General features: G+C 47.0%; 23 protein-coding genes and 2 pseudogenes. 20 read left to right on the forward strand and 5 right to left on the reverse strand.

Annotated features, from left to right (window positions below):
• Window positions 1–87 precede the first annotated feature (87 nt).
• Window positions 88–957, forward strand: a complete 870-nt coding sequence (locus AK966_RS11830; RefSeq protein WP_099078075.1) for a LysR family transcriptional regulator — start codon at window positions 88–90, stop codon at window positions 955–957.
• A 42-nt stretch (window positions 958–999) separates the two neighbouring features.
• On the opposite strand, the gene AK966_RS11835 is transcribed toward AK966_RS11830, so the two are convergent.
• Complete coding sequence (locus AK966_RS11835) at window positions 1000–1230, reverse strand: glutaredoxin family protein (RefSeq protein WP_099078074.1); 231 nt, start codon at window positions 1228–1230, stop codon at window positions 1000–1002.
• 139 nt (window positions 1231–1369) lie between these two features.
• Between AK966_RS11835 and AK966_RS11840 the strand changes: the two genes are divergently transcribed.
• From AK966_RS11840 to AK966_RS11850, 3 genes are all read left to right on the forward strand, one after another.
• Window positions 1370–1882 (forward strand): M48 family metallopeptidase, encoded by a 513-nt coding sequence (locus AK966_RS11840; RefSeq protein WP_099078073.1) that lies wholly within the window; start codon window positions 1370–1372, stop codon window positions 1880–1882.
• Entirely contained in the window at window positions 1872–2987 is a 1116-nt protein-coding gene (gene rlmF, locus AK966_RS11845; RefSeq protein ID WP_119464211.1) for a 23S rRNA (adenine(1618)-N(6))-methyltransferase RlmF, read from the forward strand. Before AK966_RS11840 ends, rlmF begins: the two co-directional genes overlap by 11 nt.
• A gap of 97 nt (window positions 2988–3084) precedes the next feature.
• Window positions 3085–4041 carry a hypothetical protein gene (locus AK966_RS11850; RefSeq protein ID WP_099078071.1) on the forward strand — a complete coding sequence of 319 codons (957 nt, stop codon included), beginning with the start codon at window positions 3085–3087 and terminating at the stop codon, window positions 4039–4041.
• Between the two features lie 222 nt (window positions 4042–4263).
• On the opposite strand, the gene AK966_RS20445 is transcribed toward AK966_RS11850, so the two are convergent.
• Entirely contained in the window at window positions 4264–4473 is a 210-nt protein-coding gene (locus AK966_RS20445; protein WP_259343758.1) for a hypothetical protein, read from the reverse strand.
• Between AK966_RS20445 and AK966_RS11860 the strand changes: the two are divergent.
• The 3 genes and pseudogenes from AK966_RS11860 to tsgA all read left to right on the forward strand — a co-directional run.
• A pseudogene (locus AK966_RS11860) lies at window positions 4465–4659 on the forward strand (ABC transporter permease); the annotation flags it as partial. The gene AK966_RS20445 and the pseudogene AK966_RS11860 overlap by 9 nt on opposite strands.
• Before the next feature lie 180 nt (window positions 4660–4839).
• Window positions 4840–5550, forward strand: a complete 711-nt coding sequence (gene deoD / locus AK966_RS11865) for a purine-nucleoside phosphorylase (RefSeq protein WP_409119920.1) — start codon at window positions 4840–4842, stop codon at window positions 5548–5550.
• A gap of 90 nt (window positions 5551–5640) precedes the next feature.
• On the forward strand, window positions 5641–6813 hold the full coding sequence (gene tsgA / locus AK966_RS11870) for an MFS transporter TsgA (RefSeq protein ID WP_119464212.1): 1173 nt from the start codon (window positions 5641–5643) through the stop codon (window positions 6811–6813).
• A gap of 66 nt (window positions 6814–6879) precedes the next feature.
• On the opposite strand, the gene AK966_RS11875 is transcribed toward tsgA, so the two are convergent.
• The 3 genes and pseudogenes from AK966_RS11875 to AK966_RS11890 all read right to left on the reverse strand — a co-directional run.
• Window positions 6880–7554, reverse strand: coding sequence for a Crp/Fnr family transcriptional regulator (locus tag AK966_RS11875; protein WP_119464213.1), 675 nt, complete (start codon window positions 7552–7554; stop codon window positions 6880–6882).
• Window positions 7555–7992, reverse strand: a complete 438-nt coding sequence (locus tag AK966_RS11880) for a hypothetical protein (protein ID WP_099078067.1) — start codon at window positions 7990–7992, stop codon at window positions 7555–7557.
• Window positions 7993–8208: 216 nt separating this feature from the next.
• Window positions 8209–8497 (reverse strand): annotated as a pseudogene (locus tag AK966_RS11890) (IS3 family transposase); the annotation flags it as partial.
• A 247-nt stretch (window positions 8498–8744) separates the two neighbouring features.
• On the opposite strand from AK966_RS11890, the gene AK966_RS11895 reads away from it, so the two are divergent.
• The 13 genes from AK966_RS11895 to AK966_RS11955 are packed head-to-tail and all read left to right on the forward strand — an operon-like array spanning window position 8745 to window position 18546.
• Window positions 8745–9053 carry an urease subunit gamma gene (locus AK966_RS11895; RefSeq protein WP_099078066.1) on the forward strand — a complete coding sequence of 103 codons (309 nt, stop codon included), beginning with the start codon at window positions 8745–8747 and terminating at the stop codon, window positions 9051–9053.
• 8 nt (window positions 9054–9061) lie between these two features.
• Window positions 9062–9484 carry an urease subunit beta gene (locus tag AK966_RS11900; RefSeq protein WP_099078065.1) on the forward strand — a complete coding sequence of 141 codons (423 nt, stop codon included), beginning with the start codon at window positions 9062–9064 and terminating at the stop codon, window positions 9482–9484.
• Between the two features lie 52 nt (window positions 9485–9536).
• Window positions 9537–11255 carry an urease subunit alpha gene (locus AK966_RS11905; RefSeq protein WP_099078064.1) on the forward strand — a complete coding sequence of 573 codons (1719 nt, stop codon included), beginning with the start codon at window positions 9537–9539 and terminating at the stop codon, window positions 11253–11255.
• A gap of 21 nt (window positions 11256–11276) precedes the next feature.
• The gene (gene crcB / locus AK966_RS11910) at window positions 11277–11666 is read left to right on the forward strand and encodes a fluoride efflux transporter CrcB (RefSeq protein WP_099078063.1); all 390 of its coding nucleotides are present in this window, start codon (window positions 11277–11279) and stop codon (window positions 11664–11666) included.
• A gap of 3 nt (window positions 11667–11669) precedes the next feature.
• Complete coding sequence (locus AK966_RS11915; protein WP_099078062.1) at window positions 11670–12050, forward strand: CrcB family protein; 381 nt, start codon at window positions 11670–11672, stop codon at window positions 12048–12050.
• A gap of 28 nt (window positions 12051–12078) precedes the next feature.
• Complete coding sequence (locus AK966_RS11920) at window positions 12079–12642, forward strand: urease accessory protein UreE (RefSeq protein ID WP_099078061.1); 564 nt, start codon at window positions 12079–12081, stop codon at window positions 12640–12642.
• 36 nt (window positions 12643–12678) lie between these two features.
• Window positions 12679–13374, forward strand: a complete 696-nt coding sequence (locus AK966_RS11925) for an urease accessory protein UreF (RefSeq protein ID WP_119464214.1) — start codon at window positions 12679–12681, stop codon at window positions 13372–13374.
• A gap of 35 nt (window positions 13375–13409) precedes the next feature.
• Window positions 13410–14069 carry an urease accessory protein UreG gene (ureG, locus tag AK966_RS11930; protein ID WP_119464215.1) on the forward strand — a complete coding sequence of 220 codons (660 nt, stop codon included), beginning with the start codon at window positions 13410–13412 and terminating at the stop codon, window positions 14067–14069.
• Window positions 14062–14985 (forward strand): urease accessory protein UreD, encoded by a 924-nt coding sequence (locus tag AK966_RS11935; RefSeq protein ID WP_220473354.1) that lies wholly within the window; start codon window positions 14062–14064, stop codon window positions 14983–14985. Before ureG ends, AK966_RS11935 begins: the two co-directional genes overlap by 8 nt.
• A gap of 14 nt (window positions 14986–14999) precedes the next feature.
• Window positions 15000–15947: an urea transporter gene (yut, locus tag AK966_RS11940; protein WP_099078057.1), complete on the forward strand. Its 948-nt coding sequence runs from the start codon at window positions 15000–15002 to the stop codon at window positions 15945–15947.
• Window positions 15948–15974: 27 nt separating this feature from the next.
• Window positions 15975–16952 carry an energy-coupling factor ABC transporter permease gene (locus AK966_RS11945; RefSeq protein WP_119464216.1) on the forward strand — a complete coding sequence of 326 codons (978 nt, stop codon included), beginning with the start codon at window positions 15975–15977 and terminating at the stop codon, window positions 16950–16952.
• Between the two features lie 10 nt (window positions 16953–16962).
• A complete protein-coding gene (locus AK966_RS11950; protein ID WP_119464217.1) occupies window positions 16963–17769 on the forward strand; it encodes an energy-coupling factor transporter transmembrane protein EcfT in 807 nt (268 codons plus the stop codon).
• A 3-nt stretch (window positions 17770–17772) separates the two neighbouring features.
• Window positions 17773–18546 (forward strand): energy-coupling factor ABC transporter ATP-binding protein, encoded by a 774-nt coding sequence (locus AK966_RS11955; protein WP_099078054.1) that lies wholly within the window; start codon window positions 17773–17775, stop codon window positions 18544–18546.
• The last annotated feature ends 5 nt before the right edge of the window (window positions 18547–18551 follow it).

The raw sequence follows: 18551 nt of genomic DNA on the forward strand, positions 1-18551 counted from the left end.
AATAAATGAAATATGTGATCAATTTATCAGTTAAATTTGGATTGAAAAAATATATTTAAAATATGGCAGGTATATATTTTTGATCTAATGGAATCGAAACAGCTCAAACATTTTCTTGCAGTAGCGCAGCACCGAAACATTACTCACGCAGCGAGGTTTTTGCATATTGCTCAGCCAGCTTTAAGCATTTCAATCAAGAAATTCGAACAATCATTAGGCGTGACGCTGTTTCGGCGTGATGACAAGAGAATGAGTTTAACCAAAGAGGGCGAAACCTTACTGGTTCACGCTAAGCGCGTTATTCAGCAGTTGCAAGACGCTCAACTGGCTATTGACGAATTGAAAGGGTTAGCTAAGGGAGAAGTGCGACTCGGGACGCCCTCAATGATGGGCAGTTACTTTTTTCCGCGTATTGTTATGGCGTTTAAGTGCCAATACCCTGATTTAAAGCTGACGCTTGTCGAAGCGGGGACACATTCGATCAGAAAAATGCTACTTAACGGGCAATTGGATATTGGCGTGATCCGTTGTGATGACGTGCCGGAAGGCCTAGAAACCGACCATTTGTTTACGAGCCAAATGGTGGCGGTTGTTTCAGAAGAACATGATTTAGCTGAGCGCCATGCCATCACGTTTGATGAATTTTTTGAGCACGATTTAGTAATATTTCAGCACGGTTACTTTCATCGGGAGTTTTTAGATCAAGTGAGTCAAGAGCATGGCTTTACTATGAAGTCTTCGTTCGAGACCAACTTACTCCCTCTTATCCTCAGTATTGTTAAGAAAGAGTTTGCGATTACGGCGTTGCTCGAACTCGTTACCGAACATGAGCAAGAGGTGGTTGGGATCCCATTTCATCCCCCGGTGGCGCTTGATCTCGCGTTGGCGTGGAGAAAGCAAGGCTACCTGTCGATCGCAGACAGAACCTTCATCGACTTTGTGAAACAGTATGTTTGATACAAAAAGAGCTTCTTGTTAGAGAAGCTCTTTTTGTTCAATTTAGCTACCGTTGTACATCTTTTCGAAGTTCTTCGGGTTCCAGCCGATCATCAGGCGATCACCAATTTTTAATACCGGCAGAGAGCGCGCCCCAAGTGCGTCTAGCTCTTTACGGCCGCGCTGCATTTTTGCATTGCAAAGGCGGTAAACAATGTTTTTTGAATCAAGATAACGTTGAGCATCTTTGCAGTGAGGGCACTTGTCTTTTACGTAAAGAACAACACGTTTCATTGAATTTCTCTCCATTATCGTTGGGAGGCGAAGTTTAACGACCTTTTACAACAAAGGAAAGATGAAACCTTAGATGAAAGTGTCGGTTATCTCAGGTATATTTAGCGCCTTTCTTTTTGCCATAGCAGACGTTATATCTATGCATCCGTCACTTCGATACATCCAAGGTTATCCTCAGCACATTGTTGAGCAGGTCGGCACACTGATTGAGAGCGGTAAGCTTGTGCATTGGTTCGAAAAGCGCTATCCAGATAACCACCAAATCAAAAGTGAAAAAGCGCTCTATGAATACGCCATGGCAATCAAAAACCGCTATATGAAGAAAGCCGCACCAATCAGTAAAGTGGTCTACGATAAGAAAATTCATGTGGTTAATAATGCGTTAGGCTTGCACAGCGTGATCAGTCGGAACCATGGCGGAAAGCTTAAATCCAAGAATGAGATTCGCATTGCGAACGTGTTTAAAGATGCGCCCGAAGCGCTGTTACGGATGCTGGTGGTACATGAACTGGCACACACTCGTGAAAAGAATCACGACAAAGCGTTTTATCAACTGTGTTGCTACATGGAACCTGAGTATCACCAACTCGAATTAGATGCTCGTCTGTTTATGATTTACCTCGATTTAAAAGCGAACTCGAATGAAGAATAAGACCCAAAACGCTAAGCCAGCAAAGTCAATGCCAAGCAAAGATGCTAAGAAAGTCGCGTCAAAGCGTGTGAAAAATAAGGCGTCAGGTAAAGCGGCATCGCCAGTAAAAAAAAGCGATGTGGACTTCTTTAAGATCGCCAAAAACGGTTTGCATGAGCGTAATGTCCACAAAGGTCGTTACGATTTTAAAAAGTTGATAGCGAGTGAGCCACAATTAAAGGCATTTGTAATAAAAAACCCGAAAGGGGAAGACTCTATTAACTTTGCGGATCCAAAAGCGGTAAAAATGCTTAACAAAGCCTTGCTTGCAGCGTATTACGACATCGAGTTTTGGGATATTCCTGAGCACTATCTGTGCCCGCCAATTCCTGGCCGTGCAGACTATATTCACCGTTTGGCTGAGTTGCTTGATGGCGAGGTAAAAGGCAAATATCCACACCATCGTGTTCGAGCACTTGATGTAGGTGTTGGTGCAAACTGTATTTACCCGATTGTCGGTGTGACGCAATACGGATGGCAATACACCGGCAGTGACGTCGATCCAACATCCATCCAGTCGGCACAAGCGATTGCCAATCGAAACGCTGCGCTAAAGGATAAAATCGAATTAGTGCTGCAGCCGAGTGAAGCGAACATCTATCGCGGTATTATTCAGCCGAATGAACGTTACGATGTCACAACGTGTAATCCGCCGTTTCACCGCTCCGCTGAAGAGGCTGCGATGGGTAGCCAGCGCAAACAGGATAACCTGAAAGCGAACCAGCGAAAAAAAGGCATGACGCCATCGCAGACCAACCCAGCAAAGCAGAGTAAACCATCGCTTAACTTCGGTGGCCAAAATGCCGAGTTGTGGTGTGAAGGTGGGGAAGCCGCATTCATTCGTAAGATGGCTAACGAGAGCCAAGCGTTTAGCACACAAGTCCTTTGGTTTACCAGCCTGATCTCTAAGAAAGACAACGTTCGTCCGATGTGTAAACAGCTTGAAAAGTTAGGTGCGAAAGCCATTCGTGTTGTAGAAATGAGCCAGGGTCAGAAAATCAGCCGTTTTATTGCGTGGTCATATATGGATAAACAACAGCGCAAAACGTGGATTGAGTTGACGTAGTTTTCTTCTCTAGAGGGATGCAATATCTAAGGGCATCAGATAAAACCATTTGAAAAGTCGGGAGCGCGCCGTCAAGGCTTTATCCTATAATCAATAAATGGATAAAGTCACACTTACTAGCAGCACGCTTCCACCCCTTATTGCGCTTTTGGCAGGGCTTATCTTTAGCGAGCCCGCTAAGTCGGACACTTTGCTTGGCGCAAATCTTAAGAAGCGAGCCGATGCCGTTCTCGGATTGATGAGCTTTCAGTTATCCCCGGACGTTACAACAGGTTCACTTTCTTTAAATAATGAGCCTACAGGTAATCCGGATGTACTTATGTCTACCTTGGGGGGCGGATTCACCGTCGGTAAAGGATTTCCATTATATTTGGAGGGCACTCTCGGCTATAGCCGGTATGACCCCATATTTCTTGCTAGTGACGGTCAAATCACAAGGCCAGTGCCAACGAAGTGGAACACATTATCTGTAACCGGAGGTGTCGGTTGGGATTTTCCTATCATTGATGACCTCGTCTTTAGACCGATTGTTAACTTCTCTTATGGTCGTGTCGCCAGTGACAGTTCAGTCGCAAGTTCCTACATCCAACGTGAAACAGGTGATGATTTTGAATTTCTCAAAAGTGGCAATCTTGACGTATATGGCTTGGGCGGGGCGCTAATGCTCGACTATGAGCGTTATAAAGATGAATACGAGATTGATACCGAGTTACGTTACACCAATATCACACTCAAAAGCTTTTCTAATGCGCCTGAGTCAGTGCAGGGGAGTACAGTTGCGCAGAGCCTAAGTCTATGGATGCGTTGGCGTGCACCAACTGGCTTTACGGTATTAAAGAAGCCAGTGCGTTATGTCATTGAGGCGGCACGTACGGGTTATATTGGTGATATGCGAGGCGCACTTGGCTTCGACTATCTAAACTCCGTTGGTATCGGTCTGGAGCTCGATTCCAGTCACTATGACATTACTGTAACCCGCACTAGGCTGATATTACGCTATCAGTTCGGAGATAACATTGAAGGCACGTCGCTAGGCTTTGCGATTAGTTTTTAACAAAGAAAGCGTGTGTAAGTCTCTGTTCTGAGTCAGTGCAGATACCTGCTTTAGCAAATTTCTGTCAATATTGGGCGGTCCATCAGAGAAAAATCTGTGTTCCTGGTGTACTGCGCATGAGAATATTAGCCAGTTCACCTTCATCGTTTGATGTATTAATGGTGTTGAGCTTAATCAGCTTATTTTAGATTCCATCTTCTAACTGCAAACGCTGCGCTTCGGTTATTCGGATACGACCAACGCAAACGCCAGAGTTGATATTGTGTGTGGCTGATTCTGTTTGAATCGTTTGCGGAACAAGCAATCCAGTTCCGACCCTTCCTTTAGCAAAAACCGAAGACCTGAGCGGTAGAAAAAGCCGTCGCCAAAATCTTCCACAAAACCTCGCATTTCCGCAATGCGCAGGTAAAAGCGTAAGCTGGTATTAGACAATCCATACTCTCCGGAGGATTGCTCGCATTTGGCATCTCCTTTGATGAAGTCGTGGTGGCACTGTTCTTAACCGGTGCAGAACAAAAAGCCGTACCTAGACAAATGTGGTCAGGTATTCGTGAGCAAATTAGCCCAACCATTTTAGCCGTGGCGACCTTGCTGAACTTTATGTCGGTATGCTTGTGAGTGACGTTAGAGATTCTACGCAAAAGGAATGTAAGAATTCGCCTCGCTGTAGGCGCATTTTTTGCTTAATAGATTAGATTAATCATTTCTGAGAGCTTGCACTTTCAATCCGGACTTTTGTCCTGAAACTTTCCTTTTCATTCTCATTATGATTGCGCCATCAGAACAAAAGAGGAAACTATTATGACTGCTCATATCGCAGGTTCTGCAGAAGATTTTGCTTCAACCGTAATCATGCCGGGCGATCCGCTACGAGCCAAGTATATCGCAGAGACTTACCTTGAAGACACTAAGCTTGTTACCGACATCCGTAACATGTTGGGTTACACCGGTTACTACAAAGGCCAGCGTATTTCAGTCATGGGGCACGGCATGGGTATTCCGTCTATGGTGCTTTACGGTCACGAGTTGATTAATGACTTTGGCGTGAAGCGTATCATCCGTATTGGTAGTGTTGGTGCAACACAAAAAGATGTGCACATGCGCGACGTGATTTTGGCTCAAGCCGCAGGCACGGACTCCCCAACGAATGCCAAGCGCAGTAGTGGTTACCACATGGCGACGTCGGCCACGTTTGAGTTGCTACATAATGCTTATATGTCCGCGAAAGAAAAGGGCATTGATGTCAAAGTAGGCAACGTGTTTACTGGCGATCTTTACTACGATCCAGACGAAGATTTGATCCCGGCACTAGAACGCTTTGGTGTATTGGGTGTAGATATGGAAGTGGCGGGTTTGTATGGCCTTGCACATCAATTTGGTATTGAGTCTTTGGCCATTCTCACCGTATCAGACCACTGTATTACGGGCGAAGAAACCACGGCAGAAGAGCGCCAACTTTCATTTAACAATATGATTGAAATCGCGCTAGAAACAGCAATTAAAGCTTAACCCTACAACGACTAATTAATGATGAGAGCAGACTCGCTCGGCTCTCACTAATTCTAAGAACATCTACCTTAAGAGCCTTTGGAGTGAATTATGAAAAATAAAATAACACTCACCGTAATTAGCTTTCTTGCCAACTTTATTATGGCAGGTTTCGCAACTCAATTCGGCATGTTGGTTGAACCGCTCGCCAATACGTTTGACGCGAACGTGAATGAAGTCGCGTCGATTTTCTCACTATTAAATGGTGGTGCACTGGCAGGTACTATTATCTCCTTCTTCCTGATTGAAAAAGTCGGCATCCAACGCATGACGGTGCTGTGTTACGGTGCTATCGCCGCGGCTGCACTTAGCCTATATGCCGCCCCATCACTGTTTATCGTGATGCTATGCATGACGGTCATTGGCTTCTGTGGTGGTGTTGGTCTTTGTATCGCAGGTACGATCGTGGTATCCGTGTGGAAAGACAAAATCCAAAGTACCATGCTGGTGGTACAAGACGCCACATTCAATATTGCTGGTGTTGTATTCCCGTTGATCACGACATACGCATTGACGAACGCAATGAATTGGAGCATCAGTTACCTAAGTGTTGGTATGGTGGCTCTGGCAACCATGTTTGTGGCATTACTGACTAACTTCAACCAATGTGGTGGTGAAAGTGGCTCAGAGCAAGAAGTAAAATCAGAGTGGAACTTTGGCATCATCAGTGGTGGTGTGGGACTGTTCCTTGGCATGCTTGCGTTGTACACCTTTTTGACATGGGCGCCAATGTTCGTTAAAGAGAAATTTGATATTGCATTCGAGCAAGCGGGTAACATCATCACTCAATACTGGTCAGCGGCTCTGGTTGGTGCGTTAGTTTCGACTGTCATTGTGTCACGTATGAAGATTCAAACTTTCTTGCTAACCATCATTTCAGTAGCAATGGTGATCACCAGCGTTATCGTGACCACTGAAAAACTGGAATGGCTATCATACTTAACTTACGGCTACGGCTTTGTATGTGCGGCTCTGTATAACGCTTTCATTGCTTACGGCGTATCGTTTGTACGTGATGCGACGAGTAAAAACGTGTCTTATATTCTGATCAGTGGTAGTGCGGGCGCGATGTTTAGCCCGGCAATTAGCTCGGTATTAGAAAGCGTGGTTGGTCTACAAACCGTGATGTATGCCATCCCAGTGATTTATGGGGTAATTGTGGCAATGCTGATAGCGTCAATGAAGTTTAAAACAGCGTCTCAAAACCAAGCGCAAACAGCGTAATGAAAGGTTCACCAATCGTTCAAAGGTCTGCATTTAGCAGACCTTTTCTTTTTTTTGGGAGCAGAGTTACTCTTCGACAAAGGCACGTAATCCCTCTAGATCGAGAATGCGTGCACCTTTCTTTTCCTTGGCGATAAACCCTTTGTTCTCTAGCTCCTTGATTGCACGTCGATACACGCGATCAGAGGTAGCAAACCGCTCGGCTTCAAGATAATTTTTATGGAAACCATCAACGGGAAGGTCGTTGAGGTACTGATGATAAATGTCATAGGCAACGTTGTAGGCAATGGGATACAACAGGCGGCGAGACAGGATTTCTACTGTGTCTTGGTAATCAATCGCGATGGCACTGGCGAAGTAGAGCGACAGGCGAGGTTGCTCGAGCAAGCAGCGTTGCAGCTTCTGCGCATCGATGATCGCCACTTCTACAGGCTCAACGGGAATAATGTCCATTTGGCATCGATAACCAGTGAAGAACTCCATTTCACCAAATAGCTGTTGCTCACATTCAAGGGTGCCGAGCAAAAACGTTTTGCCGTTCCGCGCGGTGACGCCCATAGAAATTCTGCCTGAGTCCACAAGGTACAGATTGTCAACGTGTTCTCCTTGGGTGAGGAGCTTTTCGTTTTCATCATAAATTCGGCGTGCGCATATACAATCGCGAATCGCCTGTTCGATGAGCTGTTTATCCTGACTCCATTCGGTTTCAAAACGTCCTTTACCTAGGGTTCGTAGCTGCATTTATTTACCTTGAATAACGATTCCAGCTTGTTCAAAACGCATCATCACGGGCTTATTCTGCTGTTGATACCAGTTGGTTGGCATGCTTTGTCTTAGCTGCGTTTTTTCTTTCTTGCTGATCACAACATAGTGCAAAAAGGCGTTAAGCGTCTCTGTCATTGCATCAAATGTCATGTCACCGTCTTTACTGATGGCTTTGAGTAAGCCAACGATCGTTTCTTCTGGAACCAGTGGCTCGATGATGGTGTTGTTACGCGTTTTAATCGACGTCGAAGCAGGCAGGGTTGCACGCGCTATTTCCCAACACACTTTATTGGTTTTACTGACGATATTGTTTGTGTAGCAATAGTAGCTAAGAAAAAAGCGCGAAAGGCTTTGCCAGCGTTGTGCTTGAACTTCCAACCAAATATGTTGAAGCTCGATATCGGCGTCGGTCATAGATGCAGCTCGGATAAGTTTTTTGGTGTAGTGTAACTGCGTTTGTACGGTTCGAAAAGCAGTTTGCTCAAACTGTCAAGTGTGCTGTTGCCACCTTGAAGTGGTGATTACTTCTGGCACAGGCGTACCAGAAAAGTTTACCCAGCGTGATCAGTATGGTGGCGATACAATGTTGCGACGAGATGATGGTTGGTGCGCAACCTTAAATAGAGGCATCAGGAATCCTTTAGCCACTGGGATGTACGTGATACCAATAGCCCAAGCCTGGTTTGGGGTAAATCGCCCCAATGCCCATATCGCGAAGGAACCTGACAATATATTTACGATTAACGTGATGGCCCTTTTTGACCAGAACAGTCCGAATACGTCTGCTGCCATGAGCCGATACTTAAGGTAAATTTCGTCGATCATACGGCGCAGTTCGATCTCTTTCATCAGAGGGCCCGATGGGCTGATAATAAGAGGTAGATCGAGAAATATTGAGATGATCGCACTGGTGTTGTATCAATTTTCATGGCTACTCATCAAAAGAGGAGAATAAGATCACAGTCAACTCGTTAGGCCTATTTCTCTCTGTTTTTGCTCAATAAATGTACATAAAATTGCTTTGGTGATTTGCTTAAATTCAATCTTTTACTACTGTTATTTTTAAGAGGGTATGTGTGCTGACCGGCCACTAATGTTTTTTGCAGGAATTTATTTTTCTGCTTGGTCGCTTGGGAACAAATTCAGACGGTAATAAGGAGTGTTAAATGCAGCTAACGCCTAGAGAGCTAGACAAGCTATTGATTTACATGATGGCTGATGTCGCAGCCAAACGAAAAGCCAAAGGTCTAAAGTTAAATCATCCTGAAGCGGTAGCCTTGATCAGTGCCAGTGCATTGGACGGTGCTCGTGAAGGCAAGACGTTGGAAAAGGTAATGGAAGAGTCTAGAAACGTGCTCACCAGTGCTGATGTGATGGACGGTGTCGTAGACATGATTGCTTACGTTCAGGTTGAGGGTGTTTTCACCGATGGGAGCCGTTTGATCACGGTTCACGATCCTATTCAGAGAAAGTGAGGATAAGCATGCCTAAGAAAAACAACACCTCGGACGTCAAAGGCGTACCAGTCGGTGGTCTCGTTCTTGCGAAAGACGACATTGAGATTAATCAAGGCTACCCAGTCACAAAGCTAAAAATCAGAAACACAGGAGATCGCCCCATCCAAGTCGGTTCGCACTTCCATTTCTTCGAAGTTAACAAGTGTCTTTCGTTTGATCGGGAAGCGGCATTCGGCAAGCGTTTGAATATCCCAGCAACAACCGCACTCCGCTTTGAGCCAGGCGATGAGCGCGAAATAGAACTCGTTCCATTTCAGGGTAAGCAACGGGTGGTTGGCTTTAACAACCTCGTTGATGGTTGGGTCGGCAATGAGCATGATCATGGCTACCGCCCCCGCCTTACTGAAGCGATGGAGAACATCTCCCGTTTTGATTACGGGAATAAATAACCCTCGATAGACACTGAAAAGAATGACGAGACTGAACGTCAAGGAGCGAGAAATGGCAAAGATTTCACGACGCGAGAATGCCGATCTATTTGGCCCTACCAAGGGCGATAAAATCCGACTAGGCGACACTTGCCTGCTGATTGAAGTAGAACAAGACCTGCGTGTATACGGCGAAGAAGCTGTCTACGGAGGCGGTAAGACCCTGCGTGACGGTATGGGTTTTGACTGTGAATTGACTAGTGCAGCCGGTGCACCAGATCTGGTGATCACTAGCGTGACCATCGTCGATGCCATTCAAGGGGTGGTCAAAGCCGACGTCGGCATTAAAAACGGCCACATTTGCGGCATCGGTAAAGCGGGTAACCCATCCATCATGGATGGCGTAACGGCAGGACTGGCCTGTGGTCCTGGTACTGAGGCTATCTCCGGTGAGCACCTGCTGCTGACTGCGGGTGGTATTGATGCCCACGTCCATTTTATCTCACCACAACAAGCAGAAGCGGCTCTAAGCAACGGCGTTACGACCTTATTCGGTGGTGGTGTTGGCCCAACAGACGGCACCAACGGTACCACTATCACGCCAGGAGTGTGGAACATTGAGATGATGATGCGCGCCTTTGACGACTGGCCTGTCAATGCGGGTCTTCTGGCGAAGGGTAACAGTTCTGCGCTTGCGCCTATCTACGAGCAGATCGAAGCTGGTGCCGCTGGCCTGAAAATTCACGAGGACTGGGGCAGCACACCGGGTGCTATCCGTGCATCACTGACTGCAGCCGACGAACTGGACGTTCAGGTGTGTATCCACACCGATACCCTGAACGAAGCCGGCTTTGTGGAAAACACCATCGCGGCATTCGAAGGCCGCACCATCCACACCTATCACACAGAGGGTGCAGGTGGTGGCCACGCACCGGACATCATCCGCGTTGCAAGCCTTAACAACGTGATACCAAGTTCGACAAACCCAACTATTCCATACGGTATCAACTCACAGGCAGAACTGTTCGATATGACAATGATATGTCACAACCTTAGTCCGAAAATACCGACTGACGTTGCGTTTGCAGAAAGTCGCATCCGCTCAGAAACCATTGCAGCAGAAAACGTACTTCACGACATGGGCGCGATTTCTATCCTCTCGAGTGACTCTCAAGCCATGGGCCGGGTGGGTGAGAACTGGTTGCGTACCATTCAGGCGGCTGATGTCATGAAAAAGCTGCGCGGAAAATTGTCTGAAGATGAAGAAGGCAACGATAACTTCCGTGTACTTCGCTATGTCGCGAAAGTGACCACTAACCCCGCGATTGCTCAGGGTATCAATCACCTTGTGGGCAGTGTGGAAGTGGGTAAATTTGCGGACCTAGTGCTTTGGGATCCTGCGTTCTTTGGCGCCAAACCTAAGATGGTGATCAAAGGCGGCCTGATTTCATGGTCGTTGATGGGCGATCCAAACGCCTCTCTGCCAACGCCGCAACCGGTTAATTACCGTCCGATGTTCGGCACCATGGGTTCAGCGAAGCACAAAACCCGCATCACCTTTACCTCCACCATTGCGCATGAAAATGGTGTGCAAGATCGCTACCAGCTAAAGTCCATTGTTGAACCTGTCTACTCGACACGTGCCGTGACGAAGAAACATATGGTTCGTAACAGTGAAACACCGCAGATCGAAGTGAACCCGGAAACGTTTGCAGTGACGGTCAACGGGGAACACGCAACGGTAGAGCCCGTCGAATCGATTGCGTTGAATCAGTTGTACTTCTTTAGCTGATATGAGGATAGAAACTAAGTAATGACAGCCTTAGATGTTATTTGGGTGGGGATCGGAGGTGGCGCAGGCTCAGTCCTTCGCTGGCAAGTGGGGAAGTGGATCACAGACAGATACAAAACCACATTTCCGCTCTCGACTTTCTTTCTCAACATATCGGGCGCTTTTGTTATTGCTTACCTATCGGTTCTGTTCAGTGTTGACTGGCAGAACCGATTCGGTGAGCCACTAAATGCTTTGATACTTACAGGCTTTCTCGGTGGTTACACCACGTTCAGTTCAATGCAGCTAGATGCGCTTAAATTGGTCGAAAATGGCAACAAAACCTTGGCCATTTTCTACTTAATTAGCAGCACGTGTGCGGGTTTGGTCGCTGCACTTGTCGGTGTTTGGCTTGCGTTGCATGCGGGGTGACACATGAACGGATTGTTTATTTTGGTGTTCATCGGTGGGTTTGTAGGTGCCGTCACGAGGGAGTTCATCATGTTAGTCACGCCCAAGCTGGCTGATGGTTTCCCCCTCGACATTTTTATCGCCAACATCGTTGCGTCTTTTTTGCTCGGTTTTGCAACGGGTCACCACAGGGGGAAACGTATTTCGGATGAACAGATTCTGTTGTTTGGTACAGGCGGGCTTGGAGGAATGTCTACCTTCTCAAGTTTTGCCTATGGCGCAGTCAGCGAGATCAGTAAGCCTGAGGGGGTACTGATATCAGTAGGGTATTTGATTGCCAGTTTGGTGGTGGGATTTTTCGCAGTCTACATAGGGATGCGAATCGCTTCGGCGACTGAAAGATAAATGCGCAAGCAGAACTAGGAGATAAAAAATGATAATGGTTGAACAAATTATTGGTAACGCGAAGGACGCGCAATGGGCTAATACGCTCAATGGATACGAACTAGACCAACTGCACCTGGAGCAGTGGGAAGCACCTAAAAACCGTATCCGTAAAAAATCCAAAAAAGGGCTCGAAATCGCGATTTCACTTCCCCGCGACCAGCAACTGAAAAACAACGACATTTTATACATTGACGAAGATAACCGCATTGTTGTCGTGACGGATATCAGCCTGAAAGACGTCATGGTTATCCGTTTGGACCAGTTTGACGACAAAGACGATTGGACAAAATTGGTTTTCCAACTAGGTCATGCGTTAGGTAATCAGCATTGGCCAGCCATCTTCAAAGACAATGTGGTTTATGTGCCTTTCTATGTCGATAGAAAAATCATGAGTTCAGTAATCCGTACCCATGCATTTGAAGGGATCAGTTTCGACTTTGCATCTGGGGATGAAATCGCACCGCTGCTTGACCCAAGTGAAATGCGATTGCTTTTTGCTGGCGCAGAGGCTTCAACGCACGATCATAGTCATGGACACCATCACGACTAGACGCTGATTCGCCGCACTGTAAACGGAGTTATTTATATGCAGCAATTGTCCTTAACACAGCTCGTCAGAATGGTTCAGCTCACCGACTCTGCGTTACCTATCGGTAATTTTGCGTTCTCCAATGGCTTGGAGTCAGCGTTGCAACTGGGCGTGGTGTCAGACGCCAAGACGTTGAAGTCATTCACCCAAACAGTTCTCAAGCAAAGTGGCCGTCTTGACGGCGTTGCCTTACTTCATGCGCACAGGGCTGCATTAAAGAACGACTTCGACAAGATTCTGGAGATTGATCAGGAGCTTTGGTCTCGCCGTGTTGGAGAAGAGCAACAACTGATGGTTAGCAGAATTGGTCGCAAGTTCGCTGAGCTAGTGGATAAAACTGCGCCATCACCGCTACTCTCCCGTTGGTTGAATGCTATTCGAGAAGAGAATACCCCGGGTTGTTTTGGTACCTCGCACGCTATCATTTTTTCTGAGATGGGTATTGATGAACGACAGACGTTTGCCGTCCATCAATATGGTGTGGCCTCGATGGTATTGAGCGCAGCAATCCGCTTGATGAAAATCGACCATTACGACACCCAAAAAATACTGTTTGAAATTAATGAGAGTCTCGACGACGAATACGATGCTATCTCGCTAAAAACACTTGATGACATGAACTCGTTTGCGCCAACGTTGGATTGCCTGATGGGGCATCACACGCAGGCACATGTACGTATGTTTATGAACTAAGTTTGTCCGTATGTCACATTCAAAAGGAATTAACAATGAAAAAAATTACGCGTATTGGTATCGGTGGCCCAGTTGGTTCAGGAAAAACAGCCATCATTGAAGCCATCACACCACGCCTTATCGCTCTGGGACTGAAACCTCTCATCATCACTAATGACGTTGTTACCACTGAGGATGCTAAACAGGTTCAACGCACGCTGAAAGGCGTGTTGGTAGAAGAAAAAATTCTGGGTGTGGAAACGGGGGCTTGCCCACACACCGCGGTGCGCGAAGACCCATCAATGAACATTGCCGCTGTAGAAGAAATGGAACAAAAGTATCCATACAGCGATGTGATTTTCATTGAGTCAGGCGGAGATAATTTGACCCTTACGTTTAGCCCGGCGCTGGCTGACTTCTACATCTACGTTATCGATGTGGCGGCAGGGGATAAAATTCCGCGTAAAAACGGGGCAGGTGTTTGTCAGTCAGACATTCTGGTGATCAACAAGCAAGATCTTGCCCCCTATGTCGGCGCCGATCTGTCGGTCATGGAGCGTGACTCCAAGCTGATGCGTGGCGACAAGCCGTTTATTTTCACTAACTGCAAAACTGGTGAAGGTATCGACAATCTTATCCAACTGATCATGAACATGGCGTTGTTTGACATCGAGTATGATGCAAGCCTACTGGAGTTGGATGGCGACTATGCATGATAAATTAAAGCTAGTTTCAAATGCTTATGAGCTAGACAATTATCGTGATGAACCGAAACAAATGCGCTCCGCAGCGCCCGGTAAGGTGGGTGAGCTTAAGCTCACCTTCACCAAAAGCGGTGATCGTTCTGTTCTAAGCCACCTTTACCGTGTGGTGCCTCTATTGGTCCAAAAAGCCCTATACTGGGACAACGAAATGCCAGAACTGCCGATCTGCTCGATGATTTCGGTTGGCGGTGGTGTTTTACAGGGCGATAGGTACCACATCGATATCAATGTGGAAGAAGGCGCTTGTGCCCACGTAACGTCTCAAGGGGCGAATCGTATCCACCAGATGGATGCCAACTATGCAGCGCAATACCAGAGCATTACGGTCGGGCCCGAAGGGTATCTGGAGTTCATGCCAGATTTCACCATTCTTTACAAAGACTCGCGCTACATTTCCCAAACCGACATTGTTATTTCCCCTGGGGCAAGCTTGCTTTACTCGGAAATGGTCATGCTTGGGCGCCTGCATCACCAGGAAGAGCGTATGGAGTTTGATCTGCTGTCACTGCTGACACGTGTTAAGACCCCAGACGGTAAAAACCTGTTCACTGAGAAAATCCTGCTTGAGCCGGAAAGCGATTTTCCTGAGAAGGTCGGTGAAATCATTGGCTTCAATGTGTTTGCTAACGTCATTTGTCTGACATCGAAAGAGCAGGCTGATGAAATTCGCCGCGAATACAAGGCCTTTTTCGCTGAAGACAAGTCTGTGTATGCCTCTATCTCTAACCTGCCAAACTCTGCGGGCATCATGCTGCGAGTCGTCGGGACGGAGAGTTATCTGGTGCGTGATCAGGTGACCCAATTCTGGCGGGTATGCAGAAAAGCAATTAAGAAACGCGATCTGCCGAGAAAGTTTGTCTGGAACTAAACAGGGGTAGAGAAATGAATAATTTTGTCACTTATTGCTTGAGAGGAACCAGCCAGGTGTTCTTTATGAACAATGCGCTGACGGGGGTTCTCTTTGCTTTTGCAATTGCTTACGCCTCTTTTGTTTCAGGACAATGGTCGACGGCGATTGGCGCGTTGCTCGGAGTGGTGATGGCGACAGCGGTTGCCGTTTGGCTAAAGCTTGATAAGGAGATGATTGAGTCAGGTCTGTATGGCTTTAACGGGGTGTTGTTTGGTATTGCACTTCCGACGTTTATTGCCAACTCAGTCGCCCTTTGGGTTCTTATTTTGGTTGGCGCAGCGTTCAGTGTAGTGGTGACTGAGGCGTTTAAAAACACCTTGACGAAAAAGCTTGGTATACCCGGGTCGACTGGGCCTTTTGTTCTGTGTGGCTGGCTGTTTATGGTCGCCGCATATAATTTCGGCCATGTTGATGTCTCAATGTATCCAAAGCCAGTGATTCCGACGGATTATGTGTCCGGCGAGATGTTTTTCCCATCCTTGTCTGAGTTGGTCACCATCTTTTTTAAAAACATCGGTGAGGTATATCTCCTTGGTTCTGCGGTTAGTGGTGCAATCATTCTGGCGGGCATCTTCATTGCGTCAATTCCTGCCGGGGTTGCTGCTGTTGGTGGTTCCATCGTTGCTATCGTGTTTGCCATCATCTTGGGGGCTAACCCAAATGCGGTAAGCGCAGGGCTTTACGGATTCAGCCCCGTACTGACTGCTATGGCAATCGGCGTGATATTTATGCCTGTGTCCACGCGAACGACGATGTTTGCCTTGTTTGCCACCATTATTACCGTTGTGCTGCAAGCCTCGTTCGACATTTTGATGCAGCCAGATGGCCTGCCTTCTTTCACCTTCCCGTATGTCTTTACGCTGTATGTCTTTATGGCAGCGAAAAACGTGATGGAAGTTGGAACAGAAAGTAAGGATTAACCCCTCAGGGGTTTAAGGATAGACATTATGCATATGAATGACGCGCTCATCTCTGCGTCTGTTGCTTTGCCCCTAATTGGTGTGGCTGCGGGTGCGATTGTAATGAGCTGTTATAAAGTGCAGCAAGAGGTGCAGGTTAATTCAAAACTCGTTGTCATGATGGCGGTGCTTGGTGCGTTTGTTTTCGCCGTTCAGATGGTGAATTTTGCTATTCCTGGCACTGGAGCCAGTGGGCACATGGCAGGGTCAATATTGCTGTCTGCGTTGCTTGGACCGTTTGCCGGGTTTGTCGTGATCTCTTCGGTGCTGATTATTCAGGCGCTCTTTTTTGCCGATGGTGGGCTGCTTGCTCTTGGGGCCAATATCGTCAACGTCGGTCTGATCCCTTGCTTCCTGATTTACCCTCTTATTTGGTGGCCGCTGACCTCACTGAAAACGGGAAAATTGTTCCTGTTTATCGCGTCAATCACCGCGGGTGTGCTGATGATGGTGCTTGGCGCGACAGGCATTGCCGTGATGACGCATGTCAGTGGCATCACTCATCTGCCGCTAGTGGAGTTTTTGGCTCTGATCGTGCCTATCCATCTGGTCATTGGTCTGTTTGAGGGAGTTATCACTGCGACAATCCTTCACTTTGCGTTGACCAACGATGATATCAAGCAGTTTCGCCCGATGTTGAGTGCGGAGCGCCAGAGCAGGTTTACCTCTGTGATGCTGCTGTGCTCTTTGATAGTGGGGGGCATGTTGAGCCTCTTTGCATCAGGAAACCCTGACGGCATGGAGTGGACAGTGGAAAAAATGGCCCACAATTCGCTCATCACCTTTGCCCCCGAGCCTGTGAATGACGTTCAGCAATCGCTAAGTTTTTTCTCTGATTATGATTTGAGCGGAAAATTTCCGGTCATGGAAACGTCGATGGCAGGGATATTTGGGAGCGTATGCACGCTGGTATTTATCATGTCGTTGTTTTATTTGATTAAATTCATTTCAAAACGCGATAGCTGACGGAAAGCCAATGAAACTGTTGCAGTTATCACTTCGTAATTATCGAAGTATCGATGATTACAGCCGAAAGGATAATTTCATTACCCAACTGGACCCGCGGGCGAAGATCATCAGCGCGCTTGTTGTACTAATAGCGATAGTCAGTCAGGGAAGCTACTCAGTGACATCGCTGCTTCCTTTGCTGCTGTTCCCTGTTGTCATTATGGCGCTGGCGGATATTCCGTTCAAATTCCTGTCCGGAAAACTGCTGGTGATGTTGCCTTTCAGCCTCATGCTCGGGGTATTGAATCCTTTGTTGGACCAAGGGCAGTGGTTGACGCCGTGGGGGAGTGTGGTGTCCTCGGGGTGGCTGTCGCTAATCTCGATTGTCTTGAGGGTGTTGCTGTGCGTGTCTATTTCTCTCTTGCTGTTCAGCTCGACGGGGATCAAACCGATAGTGACGGCACTGCAGCGCATGAAAGTGCCCCGTGTTCTTACCACGCAAATTTATCTGCTCTACCAATTCTTCTTTGTGGTGGCAGAGGAATTTATCGCCATGTTACAGGCATACAGCCTACGCAAGGTGAAGAAAGAAAATGCCGTCCCGTTTGGGTTTTATAGCCAATTGTTGAAAATCCTTTTTGTCAAGTCGATGAACAGGTGCATTCGTATTCATCAAGGCATGTTGGCCAGAGGATTTACCGGACAGTTACACGAACACACGAGTCTTTCATGGCAGATGAAAGACTCTCTCTGGACGGCATTTTGGCTTTTCTTTTCATTTATTTGTTGGAAATACAACGTTGTCACCCTGTTGGGCAGCGTCTTTATGGGATAGAAAATGAGCCATCATCTGATTACATTTGACGACATTAGCTATGAGTACGACGACGGTAGCTTTGCCCTTGAAGGCATCAGCTTCCAGATTCATCACGGTGAGAAAATTGGATTGCTGGGGGCAAATGGTGCCGGTAAATCAACGTTAATTGGTGCTTTATCGGGTTTTATTCCGGTTACTCACGGTGCGATTTTCATTGGAAACCTAAAAGTGTGCGAGTCCAGCCTCAACACGGTTCGGCGGACGCTAGGTGTGGTATTCCAAAATCCGGACGACCAATTATTTATGCCTACGGTTTACGACGATATTGCATTTGGGTTGAAAAACCTTGGGGTGCCTGATGAAGACATTGATGCACGAGTTCGGGCTGCGCTGGTCGTAGTGGATGGGCTAAACATGATCGATAAACCTCCATATAGACTATCGCTGGGGCAAAAAAAACGTGTTGCGATTGCAGGGGTTATCGCAATGGAGCCCCATGTTTTGGTACTGGATGAACCAACTAGCAGCTTAGATCCGATCGCACGGGAAAATGTCATCCGGATTATCAAATCCTTTACACACAGCCAACTCATTGCCACGCATGATCTCGACATGGTGCTTGAGGTTTGTGACCGAGTTGTTGTGCTAAAGGAAGGAAAACTGGTTTGTAGTACAAGGCCAGCCGAATTGTTCTCTGATGAAAAAGCACTGAGGGAATTTGGGTTGACGCTGCCTTTGTCGATGAAACCCGTCCAGTGCCCGGGTAAACCCACATTGTATCGCAGTAACTCATAATGTTG

Origin of the sequence: Vibrio sp. PID23_8 (genome assembly GCF_003584965.1) — a bacterium.
Lineage (GTDB): Bacteria > Pseudomonadota > Gammaproteobacteria > Enterobacterales > Vibrionaceae > Vibrio.